The sequence below is a fragment of the Burkholderia sp. AcTa6-5 genome (assembly GCF_017815075.1).
GTDB lineage: Bacteria > Pseudomonadota > Gammaproteobacteria > Burkholderiales > Burkholderiaceae > Burkholderia > Burkholderia sola.
Genome location: NZ_JAGIQE010000021.1, coordinates 19,688 through 43,880 on the forward strand (window position 1 = coordinate 19,688; position 24,193 = coordinate 43,880).

At 68.7% G+C, this 24,193-nt stretch carries 21 protein-coding genes; 7 read left to right on the plus strand and 14 right to left on the minus strand.

The window, feature by feature from the left end:
- Position 1: 1 nt before the first annotated feature.
- Entirely contained in the window at positions 2–397 is a 396-nt protein-coding gene (locus J8I33_RS24890; protein ID WP_006485741.1) for an acyl-CoA thioesterase, read from the minus strand.
- Positions 398–571: 174 nt separating this feature from the next.
- Here J8I33_RS24890 and J8I33_RS24895 point away from each other — a divergent pair, with 174 nt between their 5' ends.
- Entirely contained in the window at positions 572–2,443 is a 1,872-nt protein-coding gene (locus J8I33_RS24895; protein WP_124556498.1) for an ABC transporter ATP-binding protein/permease, read from the plus strand.
- A gap of 87 nt (positions 2,444–2,530) precedes the next feature.
- On the opposite strand, the gene murU is transcribed toward J8I33_RS24895, so the two are convergent.
- Together murU and J8I33_RS24905 are read right to left on the minus strand one after the other, a co-directional pair.
- Complete coding sequence (gene murU, locus J8I33_RS24900; RefSeq protein ID WP_209939348.1) at positions 2,531–3,253, minus strand: N-acetylmuramate alpha-1-phosphate uridylyltransferase MurU; 723 nt, start codon at positions 3,251–3,253, stop codon at positions 2,531–2,533.
- Positions 3,254–3,275: 22 nt separating this feature from the next.
- Positions 3,276–4,325: a phosphotransferase gene (locus J8I33_RS24905; RefSeq protein ID WP_209939349.1), complete on the minus strand. Its 1,050-nt coding sequence runs from the start codon at positions 4,323–4,325 to the stop codon at positions 3,276–3,278.
- Between the two features lie 223 nt (positions 4,326–4,548).
- On the opposite strand from J8I33_RS24905, the gene J8I33_RS24910 reads away from it, so the two are divergent.
- Genes J8I33_RS24910 through rsmA form a run of 4 tightly spaced genes read left to right on the plus strand, consistent with a single transcriptional unit; the run spans position 4,549 to position 10,195 of the window.
- Entirely contained in the window at positions 4,549–6,909 is a 2,361-nt protein-coding gene (locus J8I33_RS24910) for an LPS-assembly protein LptD (RefSeq protein ID WP_050014668.1), read from the plus strand.
- Positions 6,910–6,960: 51 nt separating this feature from the next.
- Complete coding sequence (locus J8I33_RS24915) at positions 6,961–8,319, plus strand: peptidylprolyl isomerase (protein ID WP_124556501.1); 1,359 nt, start codon at positions 6,961–6,963, stop codon at positions 8,317–8,319.
- 11 nt (positions 8,320–8,330) lie between these two features.
- Entirely contained in the window at positions 8,331–9,320 is a 990-nt protein-coding gene (pdxA, locus tag J8I33_RS24920) for a 4-hydroxythreonine-4-phosphate dehydrogenase PdxA (RefSeq protein WP_209927992.1), read from the plus strand.
- A gap of 47 nt (positions 9,321–9,367) precedes the next feature.
- On the plus strand, positions 9,368–10,195 hold the full coding sequence (gene rsmA, locus J8I33_RS24925; RefSeq protein ID WP_089488802.1) for a 16S rRNA (adenine(1518)-N(6)/adenine(1519)-N(6))-dimethyltransferase RsmA: 828 nt from the start codon (positions 9,368–9,370) through the stop codon (positions 10,193–10,195).
- A gap of 90 nt (positions 10,196–10,285) precedes the next feature.
- Here rsmA and J8I33_RS24930 read toward each other — a convergent pair whose 3' ends face one another.
- The gene (locus J8I33_RS24930; protein WP_209939350.1) at positions 10,286–11,221 is read right to left on the minus strand and encodes a DMT family transporter; all 936 of its coding nucleotides are present in this window, start codon (positions 11,219–11,221) and stop codon (positions 10,286–10,288) included.
- Between the two features lie 391 nt (positions 11,222–11,612).
- On the opposite strand from J8I33_RS24930, the gene gloA reads away from it, so the two are divergent.
- Positions 11,613–12,002 (plus strand): lactoylglutathione lyase, encoded by a 390-nt coding sequence (gene gloA, locus J8I33_RS24935; RefSeq protein WP_050014660.1) that lies wholly within the window; start codon positions 11,613–11,615, stop codon positions 12,000–12,002.
- 107 nt (positions 12,003–12,109) lie between these two features.
- On the opposite strand, the gene J8I33_RS24940 is transcribed toward gloA, so the two are convergent.
- Genes J8I33_RS24940 through glyQ form a run of 5 tightly spaced genes read right to left on the minus strand, consistent with a single transcriptional unit; the run spans position 12,110 to position 17,551 of the window.
- Positions 12,110–12,997: a SprT family zinc-dependent metalloprotease gene (locus J8I33_RS24940; protein WP_050014658.1), complete on the minus strand. Its 888-nt coding sequence runs from the start codon at positions 12,995–12,997 to the stop codon at positions 12,110–12,112.
- A gap of 45 nt (positions 12,998–13,042) precedes the next feature.
- A complete protein-coding gene (locus tag J8I33_RS24945) occupies positions 13,043–13,807 on the minus strand; it encodes a lysophospholipid acyltransferase family protein (RefSeq protein WP_050014656.1) in 765 nt (254 codons plus the stop codon).
- A 43-nt stretch (positions 13,808–13,850) separates the two neighbouring features.
- Positions 13,851–14,414, minus strand: coding sequence for a D-glycero-beta-D-manno-heptose 1,7-bisphosphate 7-phosphatase (gmhB, locus tag J8I33_RS24950; protein ID WP_050014654.1), 564 nt, complete (start codon positions 14,412–14,414; stop codon positions 13,851–13,853).
- 10 nt (positions 14,415–14,424) lie between these two features.
- Positions 14,425–16,524 carry a glycine--tRNA ligase subunit beta gene (glyS, locus tag J8I33_RS24955; protein WP_209939351.1) on the minus strand — a complete coding sequence of 700 codons (2,100 nt, stop codon included), beginning with the start codon at positions 16,522–16,524 and terminating at the stop codon, positions 14,425–14,427.
- A 22-nt stretch (positions 16,525–16,546) separates the two neighbouring features.
- Positions 16,547–17,551 (minus strand): glycine--tRNA ligase subunit alpha, encoded by a 1,005-nt coding sequence (gene glyQ, locus J8I33_RS24960; RefSeq protein WP_006488593.1) that lies wholly within the window; start codon positions 17,549–17,551, stop codon positions 16,547–16,549.
- Between the two features lie 320 nt (positions 17,552–17,871).
- Between glyQ and J8I33_RS24965 the strand changes: the two genes are divergently transcribed.
- A complete protein-coding gene (locus J8I33_RS24965) occupies positions 17,872–19,527 on the plus strand; it encodes a hypothetical protein (protein WP_209939352.1) in 1,656 nt (551 codons plus the stop codon).
- Between the two features lie 57 nt (positions 19,528–19,584).
- On the opposite strand, the gene lnt is transcribed toward J8I33_RS24965, so the two are convergent.
- From lnt to ybeY, 5 genes are all read right to left on the minus strand, one after another.
- Positions 19,585–21,285, minus strand: coding sequence for an apolipoprotein N-acyltransferase (gene lnt, locus J8I33_RS24970; protein WP_209939353.1), 1,701 nt, complete (start codon positions 21,283–21,285; stop codon positions 19,585–19,587).
- A 52-nt stretch (positions 21,286–21,337) separates the two neighbouring features.
- Complete coding sequence (locus J8I33_RS24975; protein WP_021160150.1) at positions 21,338–22,225, minus strand: transporter associated domain-containing protein; 888 nt, start codon at positions 22,223–22,225, stop codon at positions 21,338–21,340.
- A 295-nt stretch (positions 22,226–22,520) separates the two neighbouring features.
- Positions 22,521–22,670 carry a hypothetical protein gene (locus J8I33_RS24980; RefSeq protein WP_162838123.1) on the minus strand — a complete coding sequence of 50 codons (150 nt, stop codon included), beginning with the start codon at positions 22,668–22,670 and terminating at the stop codon, positions 22,521–22,523.
- 70 nt (positions 22,671–22,740) lie between these two features.
- Complete coding sequence (locus J8I33_RS24985) at positions 22,741–23,373, minus strand: gamma-glutamylcyclotransferase (protein WP_050014645.1); 633 nt, start codon at positions 23,371–23,373, stop codon at positions 22,741–22,743.
- A gap of 12 nt (positions 23,374–23,385) precedes the next feature.
- Positions 23,386–24,162 carry an rRNA maturation RNase YbeY gene (ybeY, locus tag J8I33_RS24990; protein ID WP_050014643.1) on the minus strand — a complete coding sequence of 259 codons (777 nt, stop codon included), beginning with the start codon at positions 24,160–24,162 and terminating at the stop codon, positions 23,386–23,388.
- Positions 24,163–24,193: the final 31 nt, after the last annotated feature.

The window sequence follows — 24,193 nt, forward strand, 5'->3', positions numbered from 1 at the left end:
GTCAGAGCGGCGGCAGTTGCCGCGGCTTGCGGTCCGGGCCGGTCGCGACGTAGGTGAGCGTCGCTTCGGTGACTTTCACGACTTCGCCCATCAGGCGCATGCGCTGCGCGTACACCTCGACGTCGACCGTGATCGACGTGTTGCCGGTGCGCATGATGGTGGCGTAGAAGCTCAGCAGATCGCCGACGAATACCGGCTGCTTGAACACGAACGAATTGACCGCGACCGTCGCGACGCGGCCGTTCGCGCGCTGGCTCGCGGGAATCGAGCCGGCGATGTCGACCTGCGACATGATCCAGCCGCCGAACACGTCGCCGTGAACGTTCGCATCGTGCGGTTGCGGGACGACGCGCAGCGCGGGCTGCTTCTGCGGGAGTTCGAGGGTCGAATCGGTCATGGCGGGGGCTTTCATCCTGTAATAAACGAGCCGCCGCGCGCAGGCTGGCCGGCGAGGCCGCCGGCAGCGGCGCGAAGCGGCTTCTGCGACAATACAACGTTCGCAAATTGTACGAGAAAGCGCGCGAGCCGGCCGCCGATACGCGCGTCCCGCATTGCCGCAGGACCTTTCCCCATGCGCCGATTTCCCGCTTCCGGCGAGCCCGCGCCGGCTTCGACCGGGCCTCGCAACGACTGGCAGACCATCCGGTCGCTGCTGCCGTACCTGACCACCTACAAATGGCGCGTCGCGCTCGCGCTCGGCTGCCTGATCGGGGCGAAGGTCGCGAACCTCGGCGTGCCGGTCGTGATGAAGCGCATCGTCGATCACCTGTCCGCCGTGCAGCAGCTCACCGCGCTCGGCCGTGCCGAGCAGTCGGCCGGCATCGTGCTCGCGGGCGGCGTCGGGCTGCTGGTCGTCGCGTATGCGCTCGTGCGGCTGTCGACGTCGCTGTTCACCGAGCTGCGCGAAATCCTGTTCTCGAAGGTCACCGAGAGCGCGGTGCGCCAGCTCGCGCTGCAGGTGTTCCGGCATCTGCACGGGCTGTCGCTGCGGTTTCATCTCGAGCGCCAGACGGGCGGCATGTCGCGCGACATCGAGCGCGGCACGCGCGGCATCCAGCAACTGATTTCGTATTCGCTGTACAGCATCCTGCCGACGCTCGTCGAGGTCGGGCTCGTGCTCGGCTTCTTCGTGGTCAAGTACGAGGCCTACTACGCGTACGTGACGTTCGCGGCGCTGGTCACGTACATCGTGTTCACCGTGAAGGTCACCAACTGGCGCACGCATTTTCGCCGCACGATGAACGAGCTCGATTCGCGCGCGAACTCGCGGGCGATCGATTCGCTGATCAACTACGAGACGGTGAAGTACTTCGGCAACGAGGCGTGGGAAGCGCAGCGCTACGACGAGAACCTGAAGCGCTACCGGAAGGCCGCGATCCGCTCGCAGAACTCGCTGTCGGTGCTGAACTTCGGCCAGCAGGCGATCATCGGCACGGGGCTCGTGTTCATCCTGTGGCGCGCGACGCAGGGCGTGCTCGCGGGCAAGCTGACGCTCGGCGATCTCGTGCTGATCAACACGTTCATGCTGCAGCTGTACATTCCGCTGAATTTCCTCGGCGTCGTCTATCGCGAGCTGAAGCAGAGCCTGACCGACATGGACCGGATGTTCGGGTTGCTGTCGGCGCCGAAGGAAGTGGCCGACCGGCCCGATGCGCCGCCGCTCGCGGTGGCCGGCGCGCAGGTGCGCTTCGAGCACGTGAACTTCGCGTACGAGCCGTCGCGGCAGATCCTGCACGATGTGACGTTCACGATCGAGGCCGGCACGACGACCGCGGTGGTCGGCCACAGCGGGTCGGGGAAATCGACGCTGTCGCGGCTGCTGTTCCGCTTCTACGATCTCGACCGGCAGGCGGGCGGCGCGATCCGGATCGACGGGCAGGACATTCGCGACGTCACGCAGGAATCGCTGCGCGCGTCGATCGGGATCGTGCCGCAGGACACCGTGCTGTTCAACGACTCGATCTACTACAACATCGCGTACGGTCGGCCGACGGCGACGCGCGACGAGGTGGTCGCGGCCGCGCGCGCCGCGCACATCCACGATTTCATCGAAGGGTTGCCGAAGGGCTATGACACGCCGGTCGGCGAGCGCGGGCTGAAGCTGTCGGGCGGCGAGAAGCAGCGCGTCGCGATCGCGCGCACGCTGTTGAAGGACCCGCCGGTGCTGCTGTTCGACGAAGCGACGTCGGCGCTCGATTCCCGCTCGGAACGCGCGATCCAGCACGAGCTCGATCAGATCGCGCGGCATCGCACGACGCTCGTGATCGCGCACCGTCTGTCGACGGTCGTGCACGCGCAGCAGATCCTCGTGATGGACCACGGGCGGATCGTCGAGCGCGGCACGCACGACGAACTCGTGCGCGCGGACGGGCTGTATGCGCAGATGTGGGCGTTGCAGCAGCAGCGCGCGGCGGCGGGCGGGGAAGAGGCCGAGGCCGCGTAACGGGGCGTGGCGGCCTGGCGGCGTGCCGCGTGCCGTGGCGCGCAGCGCAAGGGCGGCGCGACGGGGGCGTCGCCGCCCGTCGTCCGATCAGCCCGCGGCGGCGCGCAGCCGTGCGTCGAGTTCGCCGAGCTGCGCGGGCGTACCGACGTTCTCCCAGATCCCTTCGTACAGTTCGCCGGTCGCGCGGCCGGCTTCGATCGTCGCGCGATAGTACGGCGTCAGCGCGCGCCGCGTGCCGGGTGCGAGGTCGCGGAACATCCGCGTGTCGTACAGGCCGATGTTGCCGAACGTGAAGCGCTCGGCGCCGTCGAGCGCGAGACGGCCGTCGTCGCCGAGCGCGAAGTCGCCGGCCGGATGGAACGGCGGGTTCGGCACCATCACGAGGTGCATCGCCGGCGTGTCGAGCGCGGCCATCCGGGCGGCGCGCGGCGCAAGCGTCCGGTAGTCGAACGCGCAGTACACGTCGCCGCTGACGGCCGCGAACACGGCTGGCTGCCCGTCGCGCTCCAGCAGCGGCAGCGCCTGCGCGATGCCGCCGGCGGTTTCGAGTGCGTCGCCCTCGGCCGAATACGCGAGCCGCACGCCCCAGCGCGACCCGTCGCCGAGCGCGGCCTCGATCTGCTCGCCGAGCCACGCGTGGTTGATCACGATCGTGTCGATGCCCGCCCGCGCGAGCGCCTCGATCTGCCACACGATCAGCGGCTTGCCGCCGGCTTCGAGCAGCGGCTTCGGGCGGGCGTCGGTCAGCGGACGCATCCGTTCGCCGCGTCCGGCGGCGAAGATCATCGCCGTGGTCAGGGGTGTGCTCATGGTCGACTGGGTGCGAGAACGGTCAGAACGTATAGCCGACGTCGGCCGGCGCGTTGCCCTCGAGCTCGTCGAGCAGCTTCGCGAACGGCACGAGCGGGCGATAGCGCAGCGCGACCTTGCGTGCATACGCGAGGAAGCGCGGCAGGTCGTTCAGGTAGTGCGGCTTGCCGTCGCGGTAGTTGATGCGCGCGAACAGGCCGAGGATCTTGATGTGGCGCTGCAGCCCCATCCATTCGAGCTGGCGGTAGAACTCGCCGAAATCCGCGTCGACCGGCAGGCCGGTCTTCTTCGCCTTTTCCCAGTAGTACGCGAAGCAGTCGAGCTCGAACTCCTCGTCCCAACTGATGAACGCGTCGCGCAGCAGCGACACGACGTCGTACGTCAGCGGCCCGTAGACGGCGTCCTGGAAGTCGAGCACGCCCGGGTTCGGCTCGCAGACCATCAGGTTGCGCGGCATGAAGTCGCGCAGCATGAAGCCTTGCGGCTGCGCGTGCGCGCTCGCGACCAGCAGCGCGAACGTGCGGTCTAGCGTGCCGCGCATCGCGTCGGTGATCGGCTTGCCGAGGTGGCGGCCGACGAACCATTCGGGCAGCAGCTCCATTTCGCGGCGCAGGAACGCTTCGTCGAACGGCGGCAGCACGTCGGGTGTCGACGCGAGCTGGAAGCGGATCAGCGCGTCGAGGGCGTCACGCATCAGCGGACGGGCCGCGCCCGGATCGGCCGGATCGAGCACCGAGATGTACGACGTGCGGCCGAGATCGGTCACGAGCATGAAGCCCGCGTCGAAATCGTGGGCCAGCACGTCCGGCACGTGATCGCCGGCCCCGGAGAGCAGCTGCGCAACCTGGACGAACTCGCGGCACTTCTCGGGCGGCGGCGCGTCGACCGCGATCAGCGTGCCGCCGGGGCGCGTGGCCGACGCGACGCGGAAATAGCGGCGGAAACTGGCGTCCGACGACGCGGGCGCGAGGGTCGACAGATCGAGCGCGTAGCGCTCGGCGAGCGGGTGCAGCCACGCGGTGAGCGCGTCGAGGCGGGCGTCGGGCTGGGATGCGGCGGATGGGGGCGTCATGAAACTCGGCGGAGGGGGGAACGTCTTGCCATATAATACCCCACGACTTTTTTGACGCGCCCCGCGTCAGCTTCCGCCGTGCAGGCCCGCGGCCTGTCGCGCCGTCCGCCCGATCGCCTCCCCGGTTTGCGAAGAGCCGCAGTCGCGGCTCGACGGCGCGGCCCGCCGCGCGTGAAGGTGCCGTGCTGGCGCGGTTGACAAGGGGCGATTCGCCAAACGATAGATGCCGCCCAAACCGCTATTCCCGAATGTTTTCCCCGGTGACGGGGCGCCGCGCAAACGGCGGCTCGCGCTCGCGCTCCTGGCCGTGCCCGGCCTCGTGCCGGCCGTGTCGTACGCGCAGCTGTCGGGCGCGGCTGCGCAGCCGCAGCCGCTCGACTCGCCGTGGGATCTGCGTCTCGCGCCCCAGCTCGAGGATCATCCGCTGAAGGACGGCGCGAAGCCGGCCGCCTTCGTCATTGCCGACCATACGAGCGGCACCGCCGAGCAGGACCTCGCCGCGAAGGGTTCGGCCGAGCTGCGGCGCGGCGACGCCGTCGTGAAGGCCGACGCGATCCACTACGATCAGGATACCGACATGGCCGATGCGTACGGCCAGGTCAAGGTGGTCAATGGCGGCACGTCGTTCGCCGGCCCCGAGGCGCACCTGAAGATCGAGGCGAACCAGGGCTTCATGACCGCGCCGAAGTATCACTTCAACGTGACGGGCGGGTCGGGCAGCGCGGAGCGCGTCGACATGGTCGACAACGAGCGCTCGGTGTTCGTCAACGGTACGTACACCGCGTGCCAGTGCTCGACGAACCCCGCGTGGTACATCAAGGGCAGCCGCTTCGACTTCGATACGGGCGCCGACGAGGGCACCGCGCGCAACGGCGTGCTGTTCTTCCAGGGCGTGCCGATCTTCGCGAGCCCGTGGATGACGTTCCCGCTGTCGGGCGAGCGGCGCAGCGGCCTGCTGCCGCCGACGTTCTCGGTGAACTCGAACAACGGCTTCGAGCTGTCGCTGCCGTACTACTTCAACATCGCGCCGAACCGCGACCTGACGCTCACGCCGCGCATCATCTCGCGGCGCGGCGTGATGACCGAAGCGACGTTCCGCTATCTGTCGCCGTCGTATTCGGGCACGTTTACGGCCAATTACCTGCCGGACGACCGGCTCGCGCATCGCAACCGCTACGCGATCTACTGGCAGCACCAGCAGAACTTCGGCGGCGGCTTCGGCGGCTACGTCTACTTCAACAAGGTTTCGGACAACACGTATCCCGAAGACCTCGGGTCGGCGAACCAGTTCATCAACGGCACGCAGACGCTGTACCAGCAGGAAGCCGGCCTCACGTACAACAACGGCCCGTGGTCGGTGCTCGCGCGCTACCAGCACTGGCAGACGCTGCCGCCGTCGATCGCGCCGTACAGCCGCGAGCCGCAGTTGAACGTGAAGTACACGAAGTACAACGTCGGCGGGTTCGACTTCGGCGCGGAAGCCGACTATTCGCGGTTCCGCATCACGACCGCCGATGCGACCCAGGGCGACCGGGTGGTCTTCAACCCGTACATTTCGTATGGCGTGTACGGTCCCGGCTACTTCGCGGTGCCGAAGGTCCAGTACCACCTGGCGTCGTACGACCTGAACTACCTGTCGTCCGCCACGCCGAACAGCCCGAAGCGCTTCACCGAGTCGATCCCGACCGTGAGCTTCGATTCGGGCCTGATCTTCGACCGTTCGGTGCGCCTGTTCGGCCAGGACTTCATCCAGACCCTCGAGCCGCGCCTGTACTACGTGTACACGCCGTATCGCGATCAGTCGAACGCGCCGCTGTTCGACACCGCGGAATCGGACTTCGGCCTCGCGGAGATCTACCAGCCGAACACGTTCGTCGGTAACGACCGGATCGCCGATGCGAACCGGATCACGGCCGGCCTGACGTCGCGCTTCATCGATCCGCGCACCGGCGACGAGCGCGCGCGGTTCGTGATCGCGCAGCAGTACTACTTCGCCGATCAGCGCGTCACGCTGAACCCGGGGCAGAGCGCCGTGCTGGCCCGCCACTCGGACCTGATCGTCGGCGCCGCGCTGAAGCTCGGCTCGGGCTTCATGTCGGAAACGGCGTTCCAGTACAACCAGAACAACAACCAGCTCGTGAAGTCGAGTATCGGTTTCGGTTACAGCCCGGGCGAGCGCCGCGTGATCAACGTCGGCTATCGCTATACGCGCACGAATACCACGCTCGACAACCAGCCGATCAACCAGTTCCTGGTGTCCGCGCAGTGGCCGCTCACGCGCCGCCTGTATGCGATCGGCCGGTTCAACTACGACTTCGCCGGAGATCGCGTGGTCGACGGTCTGGTCGGCTTACAATACGACGCGGATTGCTGGGCGCTCGGGGTCGGGGTGCAGCGGGCCGCGAACGGCATCAATTCGTCGGGACAGCAGAACTCGTCGACGCGCTTCATGATGCAGCTGACGCTCAAGGGCTTGTCGACCATCGACAACGGCCTCGTGTCCGCATTCCGCGCCGGGGTGCCAGGCTACACGCCGTTGCCGCCGCCGCCGCCGCCGATGTCCCGCTTCAGCAACTACGAGTAACGCCGGCATGTCTGCACCGGTCAGCACGATTTCAATGGAGTTTCAGTGGCAATGAAGAAAACCCTTCGTTTCGCGGCAGTCGTGTCCAGCCTCGCCGCGTCCGCCGCGCTGCTCGCCGCCGCGCCGGCCGCGGCGCAGGCACTCGGTTCGCAAGGTGCGCAGCTCGCCGACGAAGTCGTCGCCGTGGTCAACAACGACGTGATCACGGGCCGCGAACTCGACCAGCGCGCCGGCCTGATCGCACGCCGCCTGCAGCAGCAGAACGCGCCGGTGCCGCCGGCCGACCAGCTGCGCGCGCAGGTGCTGAACCAGATGGTGCTCGAACGTATCCAGGTGCAGAAGGCCAAGGACGACGGGATCCGCATCGACGACGCGACCGTGCAGGCCACGCTGCAGCGTCTCGCGCAGGCGAACGGGATGACGCTCGACCAGTACCGCGCGCGCCTCGAGGCGCAGGGCGTGCCCTGGAGCATCTTCACGAGCGACGCGCGCACCGAGCTGATGCTGTCGAAGCTGCGCGAGCGCGAGGTCGACGGCAAGATCACGGTGTCGGACGCCGAGGTCGCGAACTACATCGCGAGCCAGCGCGGGCCGAACGCATCGCAGCAGCAGGACCTGCGCTTCCAGCACATCTTCATCAAGGCGCCCACCAACGCGCCGCAGGCTGACATCGAAGCCGCGCAGAAGAAGGCCGAAGCGCTGCTGCAGCAGGCGAAGTCGGGCGCCGATTTCGAGCGCCTCGCGAAGAACAACTCCGAAGCGAACGACGCGAAGAAGGGCGGCGATCTCGGCTTCAAGGCGCCGAGCGCGCTGCCGCCCGACGTCGTCGACGCCGCGTCGAAGCTGCGCCCGGGCGAGGTCAACCCGACGCTGATCCGCGTGCCGGACGGCTTCGAAATCGTGCGCCTCGTCGATCGCCGCCAAAGCCAGGGCGCGAGCGCCGCGGCGCCGAAGATCGTCCAGACGCACGTGCGCCACATCCTGCTGCGCGTCGGCGAAGGCAAGTCGGAAGGCCAGGCGCGCCAGCAACTGGTCGACATCCGCAAGCAGGTCGAGGCCGGCGGCGATTTCGCGAAATTCGCGCGCACCTACTCGCAGGACGGTTCCGCGTCGCAGGGCGGCGATCTCGGCTGGATCAGCCCGGGCGAGACCGTGCCGGAATTCGAGCGCGCGATGAACAACCTCCAGGACGGCCAGATCAGCCAGCCGATCCGTACCGAATACGGCTATCACCTGATCCAGGTGCTGAACCGCCGCGAGGCGGAAGGGTCGGTGCAGCAGCAGATGGACATCGCCCGTCAGGCGATCGGCCAGCGCAAGGCCGAGCAGGCGTATGCCGACTGGCTGCGCGAGTTGCGCGATTCGTCGTACGTGCAGTACAAGATCGGCGGCGTCGGCCCGGCGAACTGAGCGAGCCTCGGATGACCACGCCCGCGCTGCAGATCGCGATCACGACCGGCGAACCCGCGGGGGTTGGCCCGGAGCTGACCGTGCAGGCGCTGCGTGACGCCGCGCAGCGCTGGCCCGATGCGCATTTCACCGTGCTCGGCGATGCCGCACTGCTCGACGCGCGTGCGGCCGCGGTCGGCATCGACGCGGCCACACTGGCCGGCGGCGCGCCGGTGTCGGTCGCGCATCACGCACTGGCGGCGCCCGCGCAGGCGGGCAAGCTGGACGCGGCGAACGGCCGCTACGTGCTCGGGCTGCTCGACGCGGCGATCGACGGTGCGCTGGCCGGCCGGTACGACGCGATCGTGACCGCGCCGCTGCAGAAGAGCACGATCAACGACGCGGGCGTGCGGTTCACCGGCCATACCGAATACCTGGCCGAACGCACGCACACGCCGCGCGTCGTGATGATGCTGGCCGGCACCGGCCACCGGCCGCTGCGCGTCGCGCTCGCGACCACGCACCTGCCGCTGAAGGACGTATCGGCCGCGCTGACGATCGACGGGCTCGTCGAGACGCTCGCGATCATCGATCGCGACCTGCGGCGCGATTTCGGTCTCGCCGCGCCGCGCATTCTCGTGACGGGCCTGAACCCGCACGCGGGCGAGAACGGTTATCTCGGCCGCGAGGAGATCGACGTGATCTCGCCGGCGCTGGCCCGCGCGAACGCGCAACACATCGACGCACGCGGCCCGTATCCGGCCGACACGCTGTTCCAGCCGCGCCATCTGGCCGATGCCGATTGCGTGCTCGCGATGTTCCATGACCAGGGTCTGCCCGTGCTGAAGTACGCGACGTTCGGCGAGGGCATCAACGTGACGCTCGGGCTGCCGATCATCCGCACGTCGGTCGATCACGGCACCGCGCTCGATCTGGCCGGCACGGGCCGCGCGGATCCGGGCAGCATGATCGCCGCGCTCGATACGGCCGTCACGATGGCGCGCCATCGCCGCGCAGCCTGACGCTGCCGGTTTACCCCATTCGTCGTATTTTTCGTTTTACTCAGTCGATGTCGAACAGCAGACAGCACCAAGGCCATTTCGCGCGCAAGCGCTTCGGGCAGAACTTCCTCGTCGATCACGGCGTGATCGACTCGATCGTCGCGACGATCGGCCCTGCACGCGGCCAGCGGATGGTCGAGATCGGCCCCGGGCTCGGCGCGCTGACCGGGCCGCTGATCGAGCGGCTCGCGACGCCGGAGTCGCCGCTGCACGCGGTCGAGCTCGACCGCGATCTGATCGGGCGCCTGCAGCAACGCTTCGGCGCGCTGCTGGAGCTGCACGCGGGCGACGCGCTCGCGTTCGACTTCCGCTCGCTCGCGATGCCCGGCGACAAGCCGTCGCTGCGGATCGTCGGCAATCTGCCGTACAACATCTCCAGCCCGCTGCTGTTTCACCTGATGACGTTCGCCGATGCGGTGATCGACCAGCATTTCATGCTGCAGAACGAGGTCGTCGAGCGGATGGTCGCGGAGCCGGGCACGAAGGCGTTTTCGCGGCTGTCGGTGATGCTGCAGTACCGCTACGTGATGGAAAAAATGCTCGACGTGCCGCCGGAATCGTTCCAGCCGCCGCCGAAGGTCGATTCGGCGATCGTCCGGATGATTCCGTACGAGCCGCACGAACTGCCGGACGTCGATCCGGCGCTGCTCGGCGAAATCGTCACCGCCGCGTTCTCGCAGCGCCGCAAGATGCTGCGTAACACGCTGGGCGACTATCGCGAGACGATCGATTTCGATGCGCTCGGCTTCGATCTCGCGCGCCGCGCGGAGGACGTGAGCGTGGCCGAATATGTCGGCGTGGCGCAGGCGCTGGCGGCGGTGCGCAAGGCCGGATGACGTGCGTGGCGCGAGCTGCCCACCCGCTGTATCGAAGAGAGCTGCCCGACGGGCAGCTTTTTTGTTGCCCGCGTGTATTTGCGCCGGTCGTCACATCCGCCGGCGCGGCGGCGCGTTGACGAGCGCGATGCCGGTCAGCACGAGCGCGGCCGCGGACATGAAGCGCCAGCCGACCGATTCGCCGAGCAGCAGCACGCCGAACGCGACGCCGAACAGCGGCGACAGGAACGTGAACACGGACAGCCGCGACGCGCTGTAGCGCGTCAGCAGCCAGAACCACGACAGGTAGCTGACGAACGCGACGATCACCGACTGATACGCGAGGCTTGCGAGCGCGACCGGCGTGATCCGCGCGAATGACATCTGGCCGAACAGCGCGGCGAGCGCGACCAGCACGACCGCCGATACCGCGAGCTGGTAGAACAGCGTCTTGCTCGCGCTGGCCCGCGCAAGCGCCGTCGAGCGCACGACGACCGTCGTCGCGGCCCACATCGCGCCGCCGAGGATCCCGAGCGCGTCGCCGGCGAGCCCTGCCAGCACCGATGCGCCGGGCGCGCGCGGCTTCAGGAAGCCGTCCGCGAACGCGAGCGCGATGCCGGCGAATGCGAGGCCGACGCCGGTCCATTGCGTGCGCTGCAGCCGCTCGCCGGGTGCGAACAGGTGCAGGCCGAGCGCGGTGAAGCACGGCGCCGTGTACAGGAAGATCGCCATGTGCGACGCGCTCGTCAGCGTCAGCCCGAAGAACACGCAGATGAATTCTCCGGCGAACAGCGCGCCGGCCGCGAGGCCCGCACCGAATGTGCCGTCCGCCTGAAACAGCGGCGTGCCGCGCGTGCGGGCCCAGCCCCACAGCAGCACCGCGGCGATCACCGAGCGCAGCCCGGCCTGGAACATCGGCGCGATCGCGGCGTTCGTGCTCTTGATCGCGACCTGCTGGAAGCCCCAGATCGCGCACAGCAGCAGCATCAGGCCGACGGCGCGCGTATCGAGTGCGCGGCGCACGCGGGCGGCGGCAAGCGCGGTCATCGGCGCGCCTCGCTGGTCGGGCCTTGCGGCACGGAGGTCAGGCGGGCGGCGCGTCCGGCGCGCTCGAATCGACGGTTTCGCACGGCAGTGGGGCGGCAAGAAAAAGTGGGTGGTCGCGGTCGGGCGGCGGCGCGCATGCCCGCTTTTGGTGCGAAGTGGAAGGATGTTACCCGATCGACGCGGTGCCCGGGCGAGCCGGATCGTGCCGCTTTCAGTCGTTGCGCGCTTGCTCGCGCCGAGGCAGCCGATACGCGGCATCGGCCGCGTGCTTGTTGGGCCGTTCCGGGCTAGGCGCCCCCGGCTAGGCGCCCCCGGCTAGGCGCCCCCGGCGAATTTCACCCGACTCCGGTAGAATTTCCGGCTCTGGAAAGTCCCCACAGGAGTACAACACATGCGTTTGCTGCATACGATGCTGCGAGTCGGCGATCTCGACCGCTCGATCAAGTTCTACACCGAATTGCTCGGCATGAAGCTGCTGCGTCGCGAGGATTATCCGGAAGGCAAGTTCACGCTCGCGTTCGTCGGCTACGAAGACGAAAGCACGGGCACCGTGATCGAGCTGACCCACAACTGGGAGACGCCGTCCTACGATCTCGGCAATGGCTTCGGCCATCTGGCGGTGGCGGTCGACGATGCGTACGCGGCCTGCGAGAAGATCAAGGCGCAAGGCGGCAAGGTCACGCGCGAGGCAGGCCCGATGAAGCACGGCACGACCGTGATCGCGTTCGTCGAGGATCCGGACGGCTACAAGATCGAGTTCATCCAGAAGAAGGCGCACTGAACGCCGGATGAGCGGTTCGCGGCGCGTGGCGCGTCGCGGGCAACGAAAACGGGCGATGCGGCGTGATCCGCATCGCCCGTTTGGCGTTTACGTCGTGACCGACGGCGTCAAAGCGACGGCAGCAGCTCGGGCGGGTGATGCTTGAGCGTGTGCCGCGCTTCGCGGAACTCGGGGAAGATCGATTCGACGGTCTGCCAGAAGGCCGGGCTGTGGTTCATCTCGCGCAGGTGCGACAGCTCGTGCGCGACGACGTAGTCGATGATCGACATCGGGAAATGGATCAGCCGCCAGTTCAGGCGGATCTTGCCGTCGCTCGAGCAACTGCCCCAACGCGTCGCGGCCGACGACAGCGCGACCATCGAATACGTGACGCCGAGCTTTTCCGCGTAGACCACGAGGCGTTCGCCGAAGATGCGTTTCGCTTCGCCCTGCAGCCAGCCCTGCACGCGATCCTTGATCTGCTGCATGTCGGCCTGCACGGGCAGCGGCAGCGACAGCCGCAGCGCGTCGGCATCGAACGCGACGGCGCCCGCGCCGAGCGCGATCGTCACAGTCTTGCCGAGATACGGCAGTTGCGCGCCGTCGCGCCAGTCGATCTGCGGCAGCGCGCGCTGCTCGGTGCGCGTCTTCCATTCCGCGAGCTTCGCGAAGATCCAGCGTTGCTTTTCGGCGATCGCCGCTTCGATGTCGGCGAGCGTGACCCAGCGCGGCGCGGTGATCGACAGCCCGCTGCCGTCGATCGTGAAGCCGATCGTGCGGCGCGCCGAGCGCTTCAGCCGGTATTCGAGCACGCGGCTGTCGAGCGCGAACGTGCGCACGCGCGAGCGATCGGGCGCCGGGCCCGGATCGAGCGGCGCGGCGGGGGCGGCTTCGGGCGGCGCCGGCGGGGCGGCAGGCGCCGACGGCGCGGCGGCCGGCCCGTCGAAGAGCGGCAGATCCATCTGGCGATGATCGAGGGCCACGACGGCAGGCCGTGGCCGCGGACGCTGTTTCATCAGTTCGCTTCTTTTTGTCGTACGCAACGGCTGCAATCCGGGGCGTCAGGCGCGCGCGGCATCGCGCGTGCCGGCGTTGCCCGCCTGGCGATACGCGTCGGGATCGATGCGGCGCATTTCCGCTTCGATCCATGCTTCGACCTGCGAGTTCAATGCATCGGGCGTCAGCCCTTCGCTGGGGATCGGCTTGCCGATCGACACCGTGACGACGCCCGGGAATTTCGTGAACGAGTTGCGCGGCCACACACGACCTGCATTGTGCGCGATCGGCACGACCGGCGTGCCGGTTTCGATCGCGAAGCGCGCGCCGCCCGTCTTGTACTTGCCCTGCTTGCCCACCGGCGTGCGCGTGCCTTCGGGGAACATGATCATCCATGCGCCTTCCGACAGGCGCTTCTTGCCCTGGCGGATCACCGAATTGAACGCGTTCTTGCCTTCCTTGCGGTTGATGTTGACCATGTGCAGCAGCCCGAGCGCCCAGCCGAAGAACGGCACGTACAGCAGCTCGCGCTTGAACACGTAGCACAGCGGCTTCGGCATCAGCGCCGGAAACGCAAGCGTCTCCCACGCGGACTGGTGCTTCGACAGCAGCACGGCCGGGCCGTCGGGCAGGTTCTCGAACCCTTCGATCCGATAGCGGATGCCGTTCAGCCAGCGCACGACCCACAGCGTCGACTTGCACCAGCCGGCCGCCATCCAGTAGCGCGCGTCGGGGCGCATGAACGGGAACGCGATGAAGCACGCGGTGGCGTACGGCACCGTGTACAGGATGAAGTAGATCAGCAGCAGCAGGGAGCGGACGAAGCGCATCGGCGTGAGTCTGGTGTTGGGGAGGATGCGCGCGGCAGCCGCATCACTCGTGTTCGTGTGAAAGAAAATCGAGCGCGAACGCGCGCAGGTCGTCGTGGACTTTCGTGCCGTCCGGCAGATTGCCTGCGGCGAGCGTTTTCTTGCCCTTGCCGGTCAGCACGAGATGCGGCTGGAAGCCGACCGCGACGCCGGCCTGCAGGTCGCGCAGCGAATCGCCGACGACCGGCGTGTGAGCGGGATCGATCTCGAAGCGCTCGGCGATCATCTGCATCATGCCGGGTTTCGGCTTGCGGCAGTCGCAGTGATCCTCGGCCGTGTGCGGGCAGAAGAATACCGCGTCGATGCGCGCGCCGACCGCGGCCGCCGCGCGATGCATTTTCAGGTGCATCTCGTTCAACGCGGCCATGTCGAACAGCCCGCGGCCGATACCGGACTGGTTGGTCGAGACGACCACGCGATAGCCCGCGTGGTTGAGCCGGGCGATCGCCTCGAAGCTGCCGGGCAGCGCGATCCATTCGTCGGGCGTCTTGATGAACGCATCCGAATCGACGTTGATCACGCCGTCCCGGTCGAGGACGACGAGCTTTCGGTTGGGGCTGGTCGGCATCGTGCGGCCCTTATGCGGCGAGCTTCGAGATGTCGGCGACGCAGTTCATCTGCTGGTGCAGCGCGGACAGCAGTGCGAGACGGTTCGCGCGCAGCGCCGGATCTTCCGCGTTCACCATCACGTCGTTGAAGAACGTGTCGACCGGCACGCGCAGCGCGGCGAGCGCCGACAGCGCGCCCGTGTACGCACGCGCCTCGAGCTGCGACTGCACGTGCGGCGTGACGGCCGCGAGCTGTTCGTGCAGCGCCTTCTCGGCCGCCTCGACGAGCAGCGTCGGCTGCACCGCGCCGTTCGCGCCGCCTTCCGATTTCTTCAGGATGTTCGAGATCCGCTTGTTCGCGGCCGCGAGCGCTTCGGCTTCCGCGAGGCGCGTGAATTCGCGCACCGCGTCGAGGCGCGCGACGAGGTCGTCGATGCGCGTCGGGTTCAGGCTCAGCACCGCGTCGATTTCGCCGGCCGAATAGCCGCGCTCGCGCAGCAGGCCGCGCAGGCGATCCATGAAGAACGCGAAGATCGCGTCGGTCGATTCGGCGACGCCCGGCACGCCGTCGAAGCGTGCGTGCGCCGTGCGCAGCAGCGATACGAGATCGAGCGGCAGTTGCTTCTCGAGCAGCAGGCGCAGCACGCCGAGCGCGTGACGGCGCAGCGCGAACGGATCCTTCTCGCCGGTCGGCGCGAGGCCGATGCCCCAGATGCCGACGATCGTTTCGAGCTTGTCGGCGAGCGCGACGGCGGTCGACACCGGCGTGGTCGGCAGCGCGTCGCCGGAGAAGCGCGGCTGGTAGTGCTCGGCGCACGCGAGCGCGACGTCGTCGGCTTCGCCGTCGTGGCGCGCGTAGTACGTGCCCATCGTGCCCTGCAGCTCCGGAAACTCGCCGACCATGTCGGTCAGCAGGTCGGCCTTCGCGAGGCGCGCGGCGCGCTTCGCGTGCGCGGTGTCGGCGCCGATCGCCGGGGCGATCTCGCCCGCCAGCGCCTCGAGGCGCTCGACGCGTGCGAGCGCCGAACCGAGCTTGTTGTGATAGACGACGTTCGCGAGCTGCGGCACGCGCTCGGCGAGCGGCTTCTTCTTGTCCTGCTCGAAGAAGAACTTCGCATCGGCGAGGCGCGGGCGCACGACGCGCTCGTTGCCTTCGATGATCTCGCCCGGCGTCTTCGTGTCGATGTTCGACACGATCAGGAAGCGCGAGCGCAGCTTGCCCGCGACGTCGGTCAGCGCGAAATACTTCTGGTTCGTCTGCATCGTGAGGATCAGGCATTCCTGCGGCACCTGCAGGAATTCGTCCTCGAAGCGGCACGGGTAGACGACCGGCCATTCGACCAGCGACGTCACTTCGTCGAGCAGCGACTCGGGCATCACGACCGTGTCGCCGTTCGCATGTTCGTTCAGCTGCGTGCGGATCGTTTCGCGGCGATCGGCGAAGTGCGCGATCACGCGGCCCTTGTCGCGCAGCGTGTCGGCGTATGCGCGCGCATGCTGGATCGCGACGAGGCCGTCCGACAGGAAGCGGTGGCCGAGCGTGGTGTCGCCGGCGTCGACGCCGAACGCGGTGACGGGCACGACGCGATCGTCGTGCAGCACCGTCAGCCGATGCACAGGGCGCACGAACTTCACGTCCGAGCCGTCCGGGCGCTGGTACGTCATGAATTTCGGGATCGGCAGCTTCGCGAGCGCTTCGTCGAGCGCGGCCTGCAGGCCGTCGGCGAGCGTGGCGCCGGCCGCCGAGTAGTTGATGAAGAATGCTTCGGCCTTGCCGTCCTGCGCGCGCTCGAGATCGGCGATCGACGCGTTCGGGTGGCCGAGCGCCGCGAGCTTCTTCGCGAGCGGCGCCGTCGGCTTGCCTTCGGCGTCGAGCGCGACCGACACGGGCAGGACCTTTTCGCGGACCTGTCTGTCGGGTGCGACGGCGCGCACGTTCTGCACGACGACCGCGAGGCGGCGCGGCGTCGCGTAGCGTTCGAACACGAGTTCGCCTTCGATGAGGTCGCGCGCGGCGAGGCGTTGTGCGATACCTTCGGCGAATGCGTCGCCGAGGCGCGCGAGGGCCTTCGGCGGCAGCTCTTCGGTCAGCAGTTCGACGAGCAGGGGGGCGGGATGATTGTGCGTCATATCTGGAATAAATCTCGTCTCGTCAGACCTGATCGATCTTGCGTTCGACCTTGAGCGGCGGCGCCCACGCCGGCTGCGCGGCGTCTTGGGCGTCGGTGGTGAGGCCCGGCACGCCCGGCGGGTTGCCGAGCATCGGGAAGCCGAGCTTCTCGCGCGAGTCGTAGTAAGCCTGCGCGACGAGACGCGACAGTGCGCGGATGCGGCCGATGTACGCGGCCCGCTCGGTGACCGAGATCGCGCCGCGCGCGTCGAGCAGGTTGAACGTGTGACCGGCCTTCAGCACGAGCTCGTACGCGGGCAGCGCGAGCTGCGCGTCGATCATCTTCTTCGCTTCCGCTTCGTAGCTGTTGAAGAACGTGAACAGCAGGTCGACGTTCGCGTGCTCGAAGTTGTAGGTCGACTGCTCGACCTCGTTCTGGTGGTACACGTCGCCATACGACAGGCGGCGCAGCTCGGGGCCGTTCGGGCCTTGCTCTTCCCACTCGGTCCACACGAGGTCGTACACGTTCTCGACCTTCTGCAGGTACATCGCGAGGCGCTCGAGGCCGTACGTGATCTCGCCGAGCACCGGCTTGCATTCGAGGCCGCCGACTTCCTGGAAATACGTGAACTGCGTGACTTCCATCCCGTTCAGCCACACCTCCCAGCCGAGGCCCCACGCGCCGAGCGTCGGGTTTTCCCAGTCGTCCTCGACGAAGCGCACGTCGTTCTGCTTCAGGTCGAAGCCGAGCGCTTCCAGCGAGCCGAGGTACAGGTCGAGGATGTTTTCCGGCGCCGGCTTGAGCACGACCTGGTACTGGTAGTAGTGCTGCAGGCGGTTCGGGTTCTCGCCGTAGCGGCCGTCCTTCGGGCGGCGCGACGGCTGCACGTACGCGGCGCGCCACGGCTCGGGGCCGACCGCGCGCAGGAACGTGTGGACGTGCGACGTGCCCGCGCCGACTTCCATGTCGATGGGCTGGAGCAGGGCGCAACCCTGCTTGTCCCAGTAGGACTGCAGCGTCAGGATGATTTGCTGAAACGTAAGCATGAAGAGCCTTCGTGGCGCTGGCGCTCCGTTGCGGGCGGCGCTCCGGGCGGGCCCGGAGGGTCGGCTCGCGCGGCGGCGCGGCTTGTTAGTGTGCTGAAACGCGTAATTTTACCGGATCGGCGACCGGATGCGGCCGGAAGGCCGATGCGGGCACCGCCGGCCTGTTTCCGGCGGCCTGCGCATCCATCGCCCGCATGCGTCGCGCAGCCGCGTGCGGGCCGCCGCGACGCGCATGCCGCGGCGCTTCGCGCGGGCGGTAAGATGCGCGTATTGCGGCGCGCGCGATGCGCGCCGCGTCACCGCTTGCCGACGCTCACCGCATGGACGAACCGACCGACATCCTGATTCCGCTGCTTCCGCCGTTCCTCGCACTGCTCGGACAGGCCGCCGACGCGCAGGCGCGCGGCGAGCATGCCGCGCACGAACTGTGGCTTGCCGCCGCCACGCATCTGCATGCGGTCGATGCGTCGGCGATCGCGCAGCTCACGGCCACGCTCGTCGCGCGGCAGCGCACGGACGACGCGATTGCGCTCGCCGAATGCGCGGCGCGCGCGCAGCCGGGCGCGGACGCGTACTTCAACCACGGCTACGCGCTGCAGATGGCCGGCCGTCACGCGGATGCGGTCGCGCCGTACCGCGCGGCGCTAGCAATCGATGCCGGCTGGCCGTCGCTGCGCAACAACCTCGCGATCGCGCTGCGCTTGTCGGGCGGCGAGCGCGCGGAAGAGATCGCGCTGCTCGACGCGGCCGTGAAGCACGATCCGCAGGACGTGCAGGCATGGATCAATCTCGTCGTCGCGCGAATCGCGATGCAGGACCTCGACGGTGCGCTCGCGAGCGCCGCGCGGCTCGCCGATCTCGCGGCCGACAACGCGCTCGCGATGAACAACGTCGCGATGGCGATGAAGGAGGCGCAGCGCTGGGACGACGCCGAGCGCCATGCGGCGCGTGCGTGCGAGCTGGCGCCCGACGACGCATCGTTCCGCTTCAATCTCGCGATCATCCAGCTCGTGCGCGGCAATTACGCAGCCGGCTGGCGCGGCCACGAGGCACGCTGGGACGGCGCCGGCGAATTGCGCGGCCGCCGGCCGGCGCTGCCTGGCTCGCGCTGGCAGGGCGAGCCGCTCGCCGGCAAGACGCTGCTGGTATGGGGCGAGCAGGGGCTCGGCGACGTGCTGCAGTTCTGTCGCTTCGTCGCGCCGCTCGCCGAACGCGTGCATCGCGAGGGCGGCCGGCTCGCGTGGAATACGTTTCCGGCGCTCGGCACGCTGATGCAGCGCAGCCTCGGCGCGCACGCGGACGTGTTCGGCGCGGGCGGCGGCGTCGACGCGCTGCCGGCATTCGATTACGAAGTGCCGCTGATCGGCCTGCCGCTGATGCTCGGCATGGAGGCGTCGACGCTCGCCGCGTCGGTGCCGTACCTGCGGGCCGAGCCGGCCGCGCGAGACGCATGGCGCGCGCGGCTCGCGGGCGACGGCCGGTTGAAGGTCGGGCTCGTGTGGACGGGCAGTGCGGGCCACCAGCGCAATCCGTTCCGGCGCGTCGGGCTCGAGCGCTACACCGATGCATTTCGCGGGATCGACGGCGTCACGTTCTATTCGCTGCAGCCGGGAGCGGACGCGGATGTCGCCGCCGCGCGCGCGGCCGGTTTCACGATCGAAGACCACACGGCCGAATTGACGAGTTTCGACGATACGGCCGCGTTCATCGGCGCGCTGGATCTCGTGATCACGGTGTGCACGTCGGTCGCGCACCTGGCCGGCGCACTCGGCGCGCGTACGTGGGTGCTGCTCGACGTGAATCCGCACTGGCCGTGGCTGCTCGATCGCCGGGACAGCCCGTGGTATCCGACCGCGACGTTGTACCGGCAGCCGACGTTCGGTGCGTGGGCGCCGGTGATGGAGGAGGTGCGCCGCGACCTGCGGAGCCTCGCCGCGCAGCCCGAGCAATCGGATCGATCGTCCCGGCCGGCCTGAACGGCCGGCCGGTTCGCGGTCACGCGCGACCGCCGGGCGCGACGGCGGCCCGCCGCGTCACGCCGCTTCGTCGCCGCCGGGTTGCCGGCCGTTGCGCCGGCGCAGCCCGGGCCCGAACGTGAAGCCGAACGCGAGCAGCACGAACGACACCGCGAGCACGATGTTGTTGCCGCTCGTCACGTACGGCGTGAAGCCGCTCGTCCCTTCGATCCGCACGTCGAGCGAGCCGATCGTGAACGGCTTCAGCTGGCCAAGCACGCGCCCGTGCGCGTCGATCGCGGCCGTCATCCCCGTATTGGTCGAACGCAGCATCGGCCGGCCCGTCTCGAGCGAGCGCATCCGCGCGATCTGCAGATGCTGGTCGAGCGCGATCGTGTCGCCGAACCACGCGAGGTTCGTCACGTTGACGAGCACGCCGGGCGGCTGCGGGTTGTCGCGAATCGTCGCGGCGATTTCCTCGCCGAACAAATCCTCGTAGCAGATATCGGCCATCACCGGCTGGTTGTGCACGAGGAACGGCTTCTGCACCGGCGCGCCGCGCGCGAAGTCGCCGAGCGGCATCTTCATCAGGTTGACGAACCACCGGAAGCCCCACGGAATGAATTCGCCGAAGGGCACGAGGTGGTGCTTGTCGTAGTGATAGATGTCGCGCGAATTCGGCGTCACGCCGTACAGGCTGTTCGTGTAGTCGACGTAGTGGCCGTCCTCGGTCACCGACGCGCCGACCGCGCCGAACAGCACGGCCGACCCGGTCGTGTCGCTGAATTTTCGGATCGCGACGGCGAACGGCTCGGGCAATTCCTGGATCATCACCGCGATCGCGGTCTCGGGCGTGACGATCAGGTCGGCCGGTTTCTCGACGATCATCTGTGTGTACATCTTGATCGCCGCGTCGATGCCTTCCTGCTCGAACTTGATGTCCTGCTTCACGTTGCCCTGCAGCAGCCGCACGGTGAGCGGCGCGTTCGCGGGCACGGTCCACGTGACCTGCGACAGCCCGAGGCCGGCCGCGACGAGGGCGACGGCGATGCCGGCCGGCGCGGCGATGCGCACGCGGGCGTTGCCGCCCGATGCGCCGGCTTCGCCGTCACGCACCGGCGACGGCCGCGCGGCGGCGAGCGCCTGCACGACGAGTGCGGCGAACAGCGCGAGCACCCACGCGATCCCGTACACGCCCACCACCGGCGCGAAGCCCGCGAACGGGCCGTCGACCTGCGGGTAGCCGCTGCCGAGCCACGGAAAGCCGGTGAACACGGTGCCGCGCAGCCATTCGCCGAGCGCCCACGCGCTCGCGAACGCAAACGCGCCGTGCCAGGTCGGCGAGAACGGCCGCGGGTCGGCCTCGCGGCGATGCCATGCATGGCCCGCGCAGAACGACCACAGCCCGGCCGAAAACGCCGGGTACAGCGACAGGTAGAGCGCGAACAGCACGAGCGCGCCGCCCGCGAGCGGCGCGGCCATCTCGCCGTACACGTGCATGCTGATGTAGAGCCACCAGACGCCGCTGATGAAGTTGCCGAAGCCGAACGCGCCGCCGGTGAGCGCGGCGCCGCGCCAGTTCGACGTGCGCGTCAGCTGCGCGAAAAACCAGACGAATACGACGAGCTGCAGCCAGCTGCCGTGCGGCGTGGGCGCGAAGCTGAGCGTATTGGCCGCGCCGGCGAGCAGCGCGGCCGGATAGTGCCAGCGCGGCAGCGCGCGGCCGGGCGCCGGCGCGAGAAGGCCGCCAGCCGGGCGGGACGGAATCGGATCGTCCATGTGAAGCGGAAGAGGGCGAGCGGTTGAAGGAGGCGCGGCTGGCGCGGAGCGGTCAGTCTTCGTGCGAGGTTTCGGCGCGACGGCTGGCGAGCGGGTTGCGGCGCACCAGCAGCACGTGAACCTGGCGCGCATCGCCGCGCTGGATTTCGAACACGAGGTTGCCGAGCTGCAGCTTCTCGCCGCGGTGCGGCACGCGTCCGAAATGATGGGTGATCAGGCCGCCGATCGTGTCGACCTCGTCGTCGGGGAAATCGGTGCCGAACGTCTCGTTGAACTGCTCGATCTCGGTGAGCGCGCGCACGCGGTAGCGGCCGTCCGGCCCCGAGATGATGTTGCCGGCTTCCTCGTCGAAGTCGTATTCGTCCTCGATGTCGCCGACGATCTGTTCGAGCACGTCCTCGATCGTGATCAGGCCCGCGACGCCGCCGTATTCGTCGACGACGATCGCCAGGTGGTTGCGGTTCACGCGGAAGTCGTGCAGCAGCACGTTCAGGCGCTTCGATTCCGGAATGAACACGGCCGGGCGCAGCATTCCGCGCACGTCGAATTCTTCCTCGGCATAGAAGCGCAGCAGATCCTTCGCGAGCAGCACGCCGATCACGTTGTCGCGGTTCTCCTCGTACACCGGGTAGCGCGAGTGCGCCTTTTCGAGGACGAACGGGATGAAATCCTCGGGCTTGTCGGCGATGTTGATCGCGTCCATCTGCGCGCGCGGCACCATGATGTCGCGGGCGCACAGATCGGAGACCTGGAACACGCCTTCGATCATCGACAGCGAATCCGCGTCGATCAGGTTGCGTTCGTGGGCGTCCTGGAGGATTTCCAGCAACTCGCCGCGGGATTCGGGCTCGGGCGAGATGAAGTCGGTCAGGCGCTCGAGCAGCGAGCGCTTTTCTTGCGGTTTGTCGGTTGGCTTACGACTGGGATACGAATCGTTCATGGTGGTGCGCCCGGGTCATGCCGGGGCGCGCGGTCACGGAGTAGGCAAGGATACACCAAGGGCACGACGCGACCGTGTCACCCGGCCGTACGGCCAGGGTGGACGGCTCGCGCGGGCCCCGCTCGCGGACGGCCGCGCCGGGCGCGACGTCGTCGTCGGGTCCATCCTATCGCAGAAAGCGTCGGCGGGGCGCGGCGGCAAAAAAATGGCGGCGGGCAGGGCGGCGCGGCCGGACGCGGGCAACGGCCGGCGACGGCGGCATTCCGTCGCAGGCGGCGCACGCGTCGCGCGCCGTTCAGAACCGCATGCCGGCCGAGCAGCCGCCGGCGGCCGCGCCGTTGGTCGCGGCGCCGCCGCAGCCGAGTATGCCGCAGCCGGACAGCGCGACGCTCGCGGCGACGAGCAGCACGGCGATCCTGCAACGCGACCGGCGTGACGATTTCATCGGGCGTGTCCTCGTGTGGATGCGCGCGCGGCGCGGGGTCGCATGGCGGCCGCCCGCGCGGTGTGCCGGATCATCGGCATCGCGCCAGCAACCCTTCGAGCGCGCGGTCGGGGATGCCGCTCGCGCGCAGTGCGTCCACCGTGCGGCTCACGTAGTCGAGCGTCGTGCCGTAGCGGCCGGCCGCGCAGCGGAACACTTCCTTGACGACGGGGTCGGTCAGCTTGCCCGTATAGGTCGGTGCGTCGCGGCGCATCACGAACGCGAGCGCGTTCACGCGTTCGCCGGTCTCGAGCGAGCACGGCAGCCACGCGGGCCGGTACGAGCCCATCGGCATTTCGCGCTTCCACAATGTCTCGAGATGCGGCTGCGCGGTCGGGCCGGAGAGCCGGAATGCGATGCCCGAGCACGAGCCGCCGCGATCGAGCGCGAGCACGAGGCCCGGCCGTTCGGGGGTGCCGCGATTCACGCGCGACCACAGGTAGAGCCCGCGATGGTAGCCGTGCACCTTGCCGCGTACGGCGGCGACGGTCGGCAGCCCGGGATTCCAGATCAGCGAGCCATAGCCGAACAGCCAGAGATCCTGCCGGCCGTCCCAGTCGCGCATCGTCTGCGCGAGCGACGCCGCGAGCTCGTCTTCCGTCAGCAGGCGTCCTTCGCCGATCGACGGCGGGTAGGCGGGCGGCAGCATCGCGGCGTGGCGCATCGGGCGGACGGCTTACTGGTACGGGTTCGGGAAACCCAGTTTCGCGAGGATGTCGATTTCGAGCGCTTCCATTTCGGCCGCGTCCTCGTCGCTCGTCTCGTGGTCGTAGCCCTGCGCGTGCAGCGCGCCGTGTACCAGCAGGTGCGCGTAATGGGCCGCGAGCGGCTTGCCTTGCTCGTGCGCTTCCTTCTCGACGACCGGGCAGCACAGCACGAGGTCGCCGATCACGGTGCCGTCGGGCGCCGCGTCGTACGCGAAGGTCAGCACGTTGGTCGGATAGTCCTTGTGGCGGTAGCCGGCGTTCAGCGTACGGCCTTCGTTCTCGCCGACGAAGCGCACGGTGAGCTGCGCGCTCGCGAACAGCGCCGGCTCGATCCATTCGGCGATCAGCTTGCGCTTCGGCAGCGTCTTGCGCACGTCGCTCGTGATCTCGTCGCCGTACTGCACGGACAGGTCGAATTCCAGCGCGCGCGGCTCGTCTTCGGGGTCGTCCTCGCGCGGCGCGAACTCGGCGCCGACGTGCAGCGTCACGCTGTCGTAGTGCTCGGGCTGCAGCGCGAGCTTCGCGCGCATCGCCGGATCGTTGTGCTGCGCGACGATCGCGACGGCCGCGTCGCCCGAGCTGCCCGACAGGTCGAACATCAGGCTGCGGCCGTCCGGGAAGTCGATCCGCAGCCCTTGCGCGTTGACGGTCCGGGCTTTGCCCTTCGCGTCGAACAGCGAAAGGCGGGGGGATTCGGACGCGGCGGACGGGGCGCGGCCGGACTTGCGGGAACGAGAGGATTTCATGACGCGTGCGGCGATTGGGACGCGTTGAGGA

Bases quoted from the DNA above. Each gene is read 5' to 3' on its own strand.
- J8I33_RS24890 (WP_006485741.1), bottom strand. From the start codon at position 397: ATGACCGATTCGACCCTCGAACTCCCGCAGAAGCAGCCCGCGCTGCGC.
- J8I33_RS24895 (WP_124556498.1), top strand. From the start codon at position 572: ATGCGCCGATTTCCCGCTTCCGGCGAGCCCGCGCCGGCTTCGACCGGG.
- murU (WP_209939348.1), bottom strand. From the start codon at position 3,253: ATGAGCACACCCCTGACCACGGCGATGATCTTCGCCGCCGGACGCGGC.
- J8I33_RS24905 (WP_209939349.1), bottom strand. From the start codon at position 4,325: ATGACGCCCCCATCCGCCGCATCCCAGCCCGACGCCCGCCTCGACGCG.
- J8I33_RS24910 (WP_050014668.1), top strand. From the start codon at position 4,549: ATGCCGCCCAAACCGCTATTCCCGAATGTTTTCCCCGGTGACGGGGCG.
- J8I33_RS24915 (WP_124556501.1), top strand. From the start codon at position 6,961: ATGAAGAAAACCCTTCGTTTCGCGGCAGTCGTGTCCAGCCTCGCCGCG.
- pdxA (WP_209927992.1), top strand. From the start codon at position 8,331: ATGACCACGCCCGCGCTGCAGATCGCGATCACGACCGGCGAACCCGCG.
- rsmA (WP_089488802.1), top strand. From the start codon at position 9,368: ATGTCGAACAGCAGACAGCACCAAGGCCATTTCGCGCGCAAGCGCTTC.
- J8I33_RS24930 (WP_209939350.1), bottom strand. From the start codon at position 11,221: ATGACCGCGCTTGCCGCCGCCCGCGTGCGCCGCGCACTCGATACGCGC.
- gloA (WP_050014660.1), top strand. From the start codon at position 11,613: ATGCGTTTGCTGCATACGATGCTGCGAGTCGGCGATCTCGACCGCTCG.
- J8I33_RS24940 (WP_050014658.1), bottom strand. From the start codon at position 12,997: ATGAAACAGCGTCCGCGGCCACGGCCTGCCGTCGTGGCCCTCGATCAT.
- J8I33_RS24945 (WP_050014656.1), bottom strand. From the start codon at position 13,807: ATGCGCTTCGTCCGCTCCCTGCTGCTGCTGATCTACTTCATCCTGTAC.
- gmhB (WP_050014654.1), bottom strand. From the start codon at position 14,414: ATGCCGACCAGCCCCAACCGAAAGCTCGTCGTCCTCGACCGGGACGGC.
- glyS (WP_209939351.1), bottom strand. From the start codon at position 16,524: ATGACGCACAATCATCCCGCCCCCCTGCTCGTCGAACTGCTGACCGAA.
- glyQ (WP_006488593.1), bottom strand. From the start codon at position 17,551: ATGCTTACGTTTCAGCAAATCATCCTGACGCTGCAGTCCTACTGGGAC.
- J8I33_RS24965 (WP_209939352.1), top strand. From the start codon at position 17,872: ATGGACGAACCGACCGACATCCTGATTCCGCTGCTTCCGCCGTTCCTC.
- lnt (WP_209939353.1), bottom strand. From the start codon at position 21,285: ATGGACGATCCGATTCCGTCCCGCCCGGCTGGCGGCCTTCTCGCGCCG.
- J8I33_RS24975 (WP_021160150.1), bottom strand. From the start codon at position 22,225: ATGAACGATTCGTATCCCAGTCGTAAGCCAACCGACAAACCGCAAGAA.
- J8I33_RS24980 (WP_162838123.1), bottom strand. From the start codon at position 22,670: ATGAAATCGTCACGCCGGTCGCGTTGCAGGATCGCCGTGCTGCTCGTC.
- J8I33_RS24985 (WP_050014645.1), bottom strand. From the start codon at position 23,373: ATGCGCCACGCCGCGATGCTGCCGCCCGCCTACCCGCCGTCGATCGGC.
- ybeY (WP_050014643.1), bottom strand. From the start codon at position 24,162: ATGAAATCCTCTCGTTCCCGCAAGTCCGGCCGCGCCCCGTCCGCCGCG.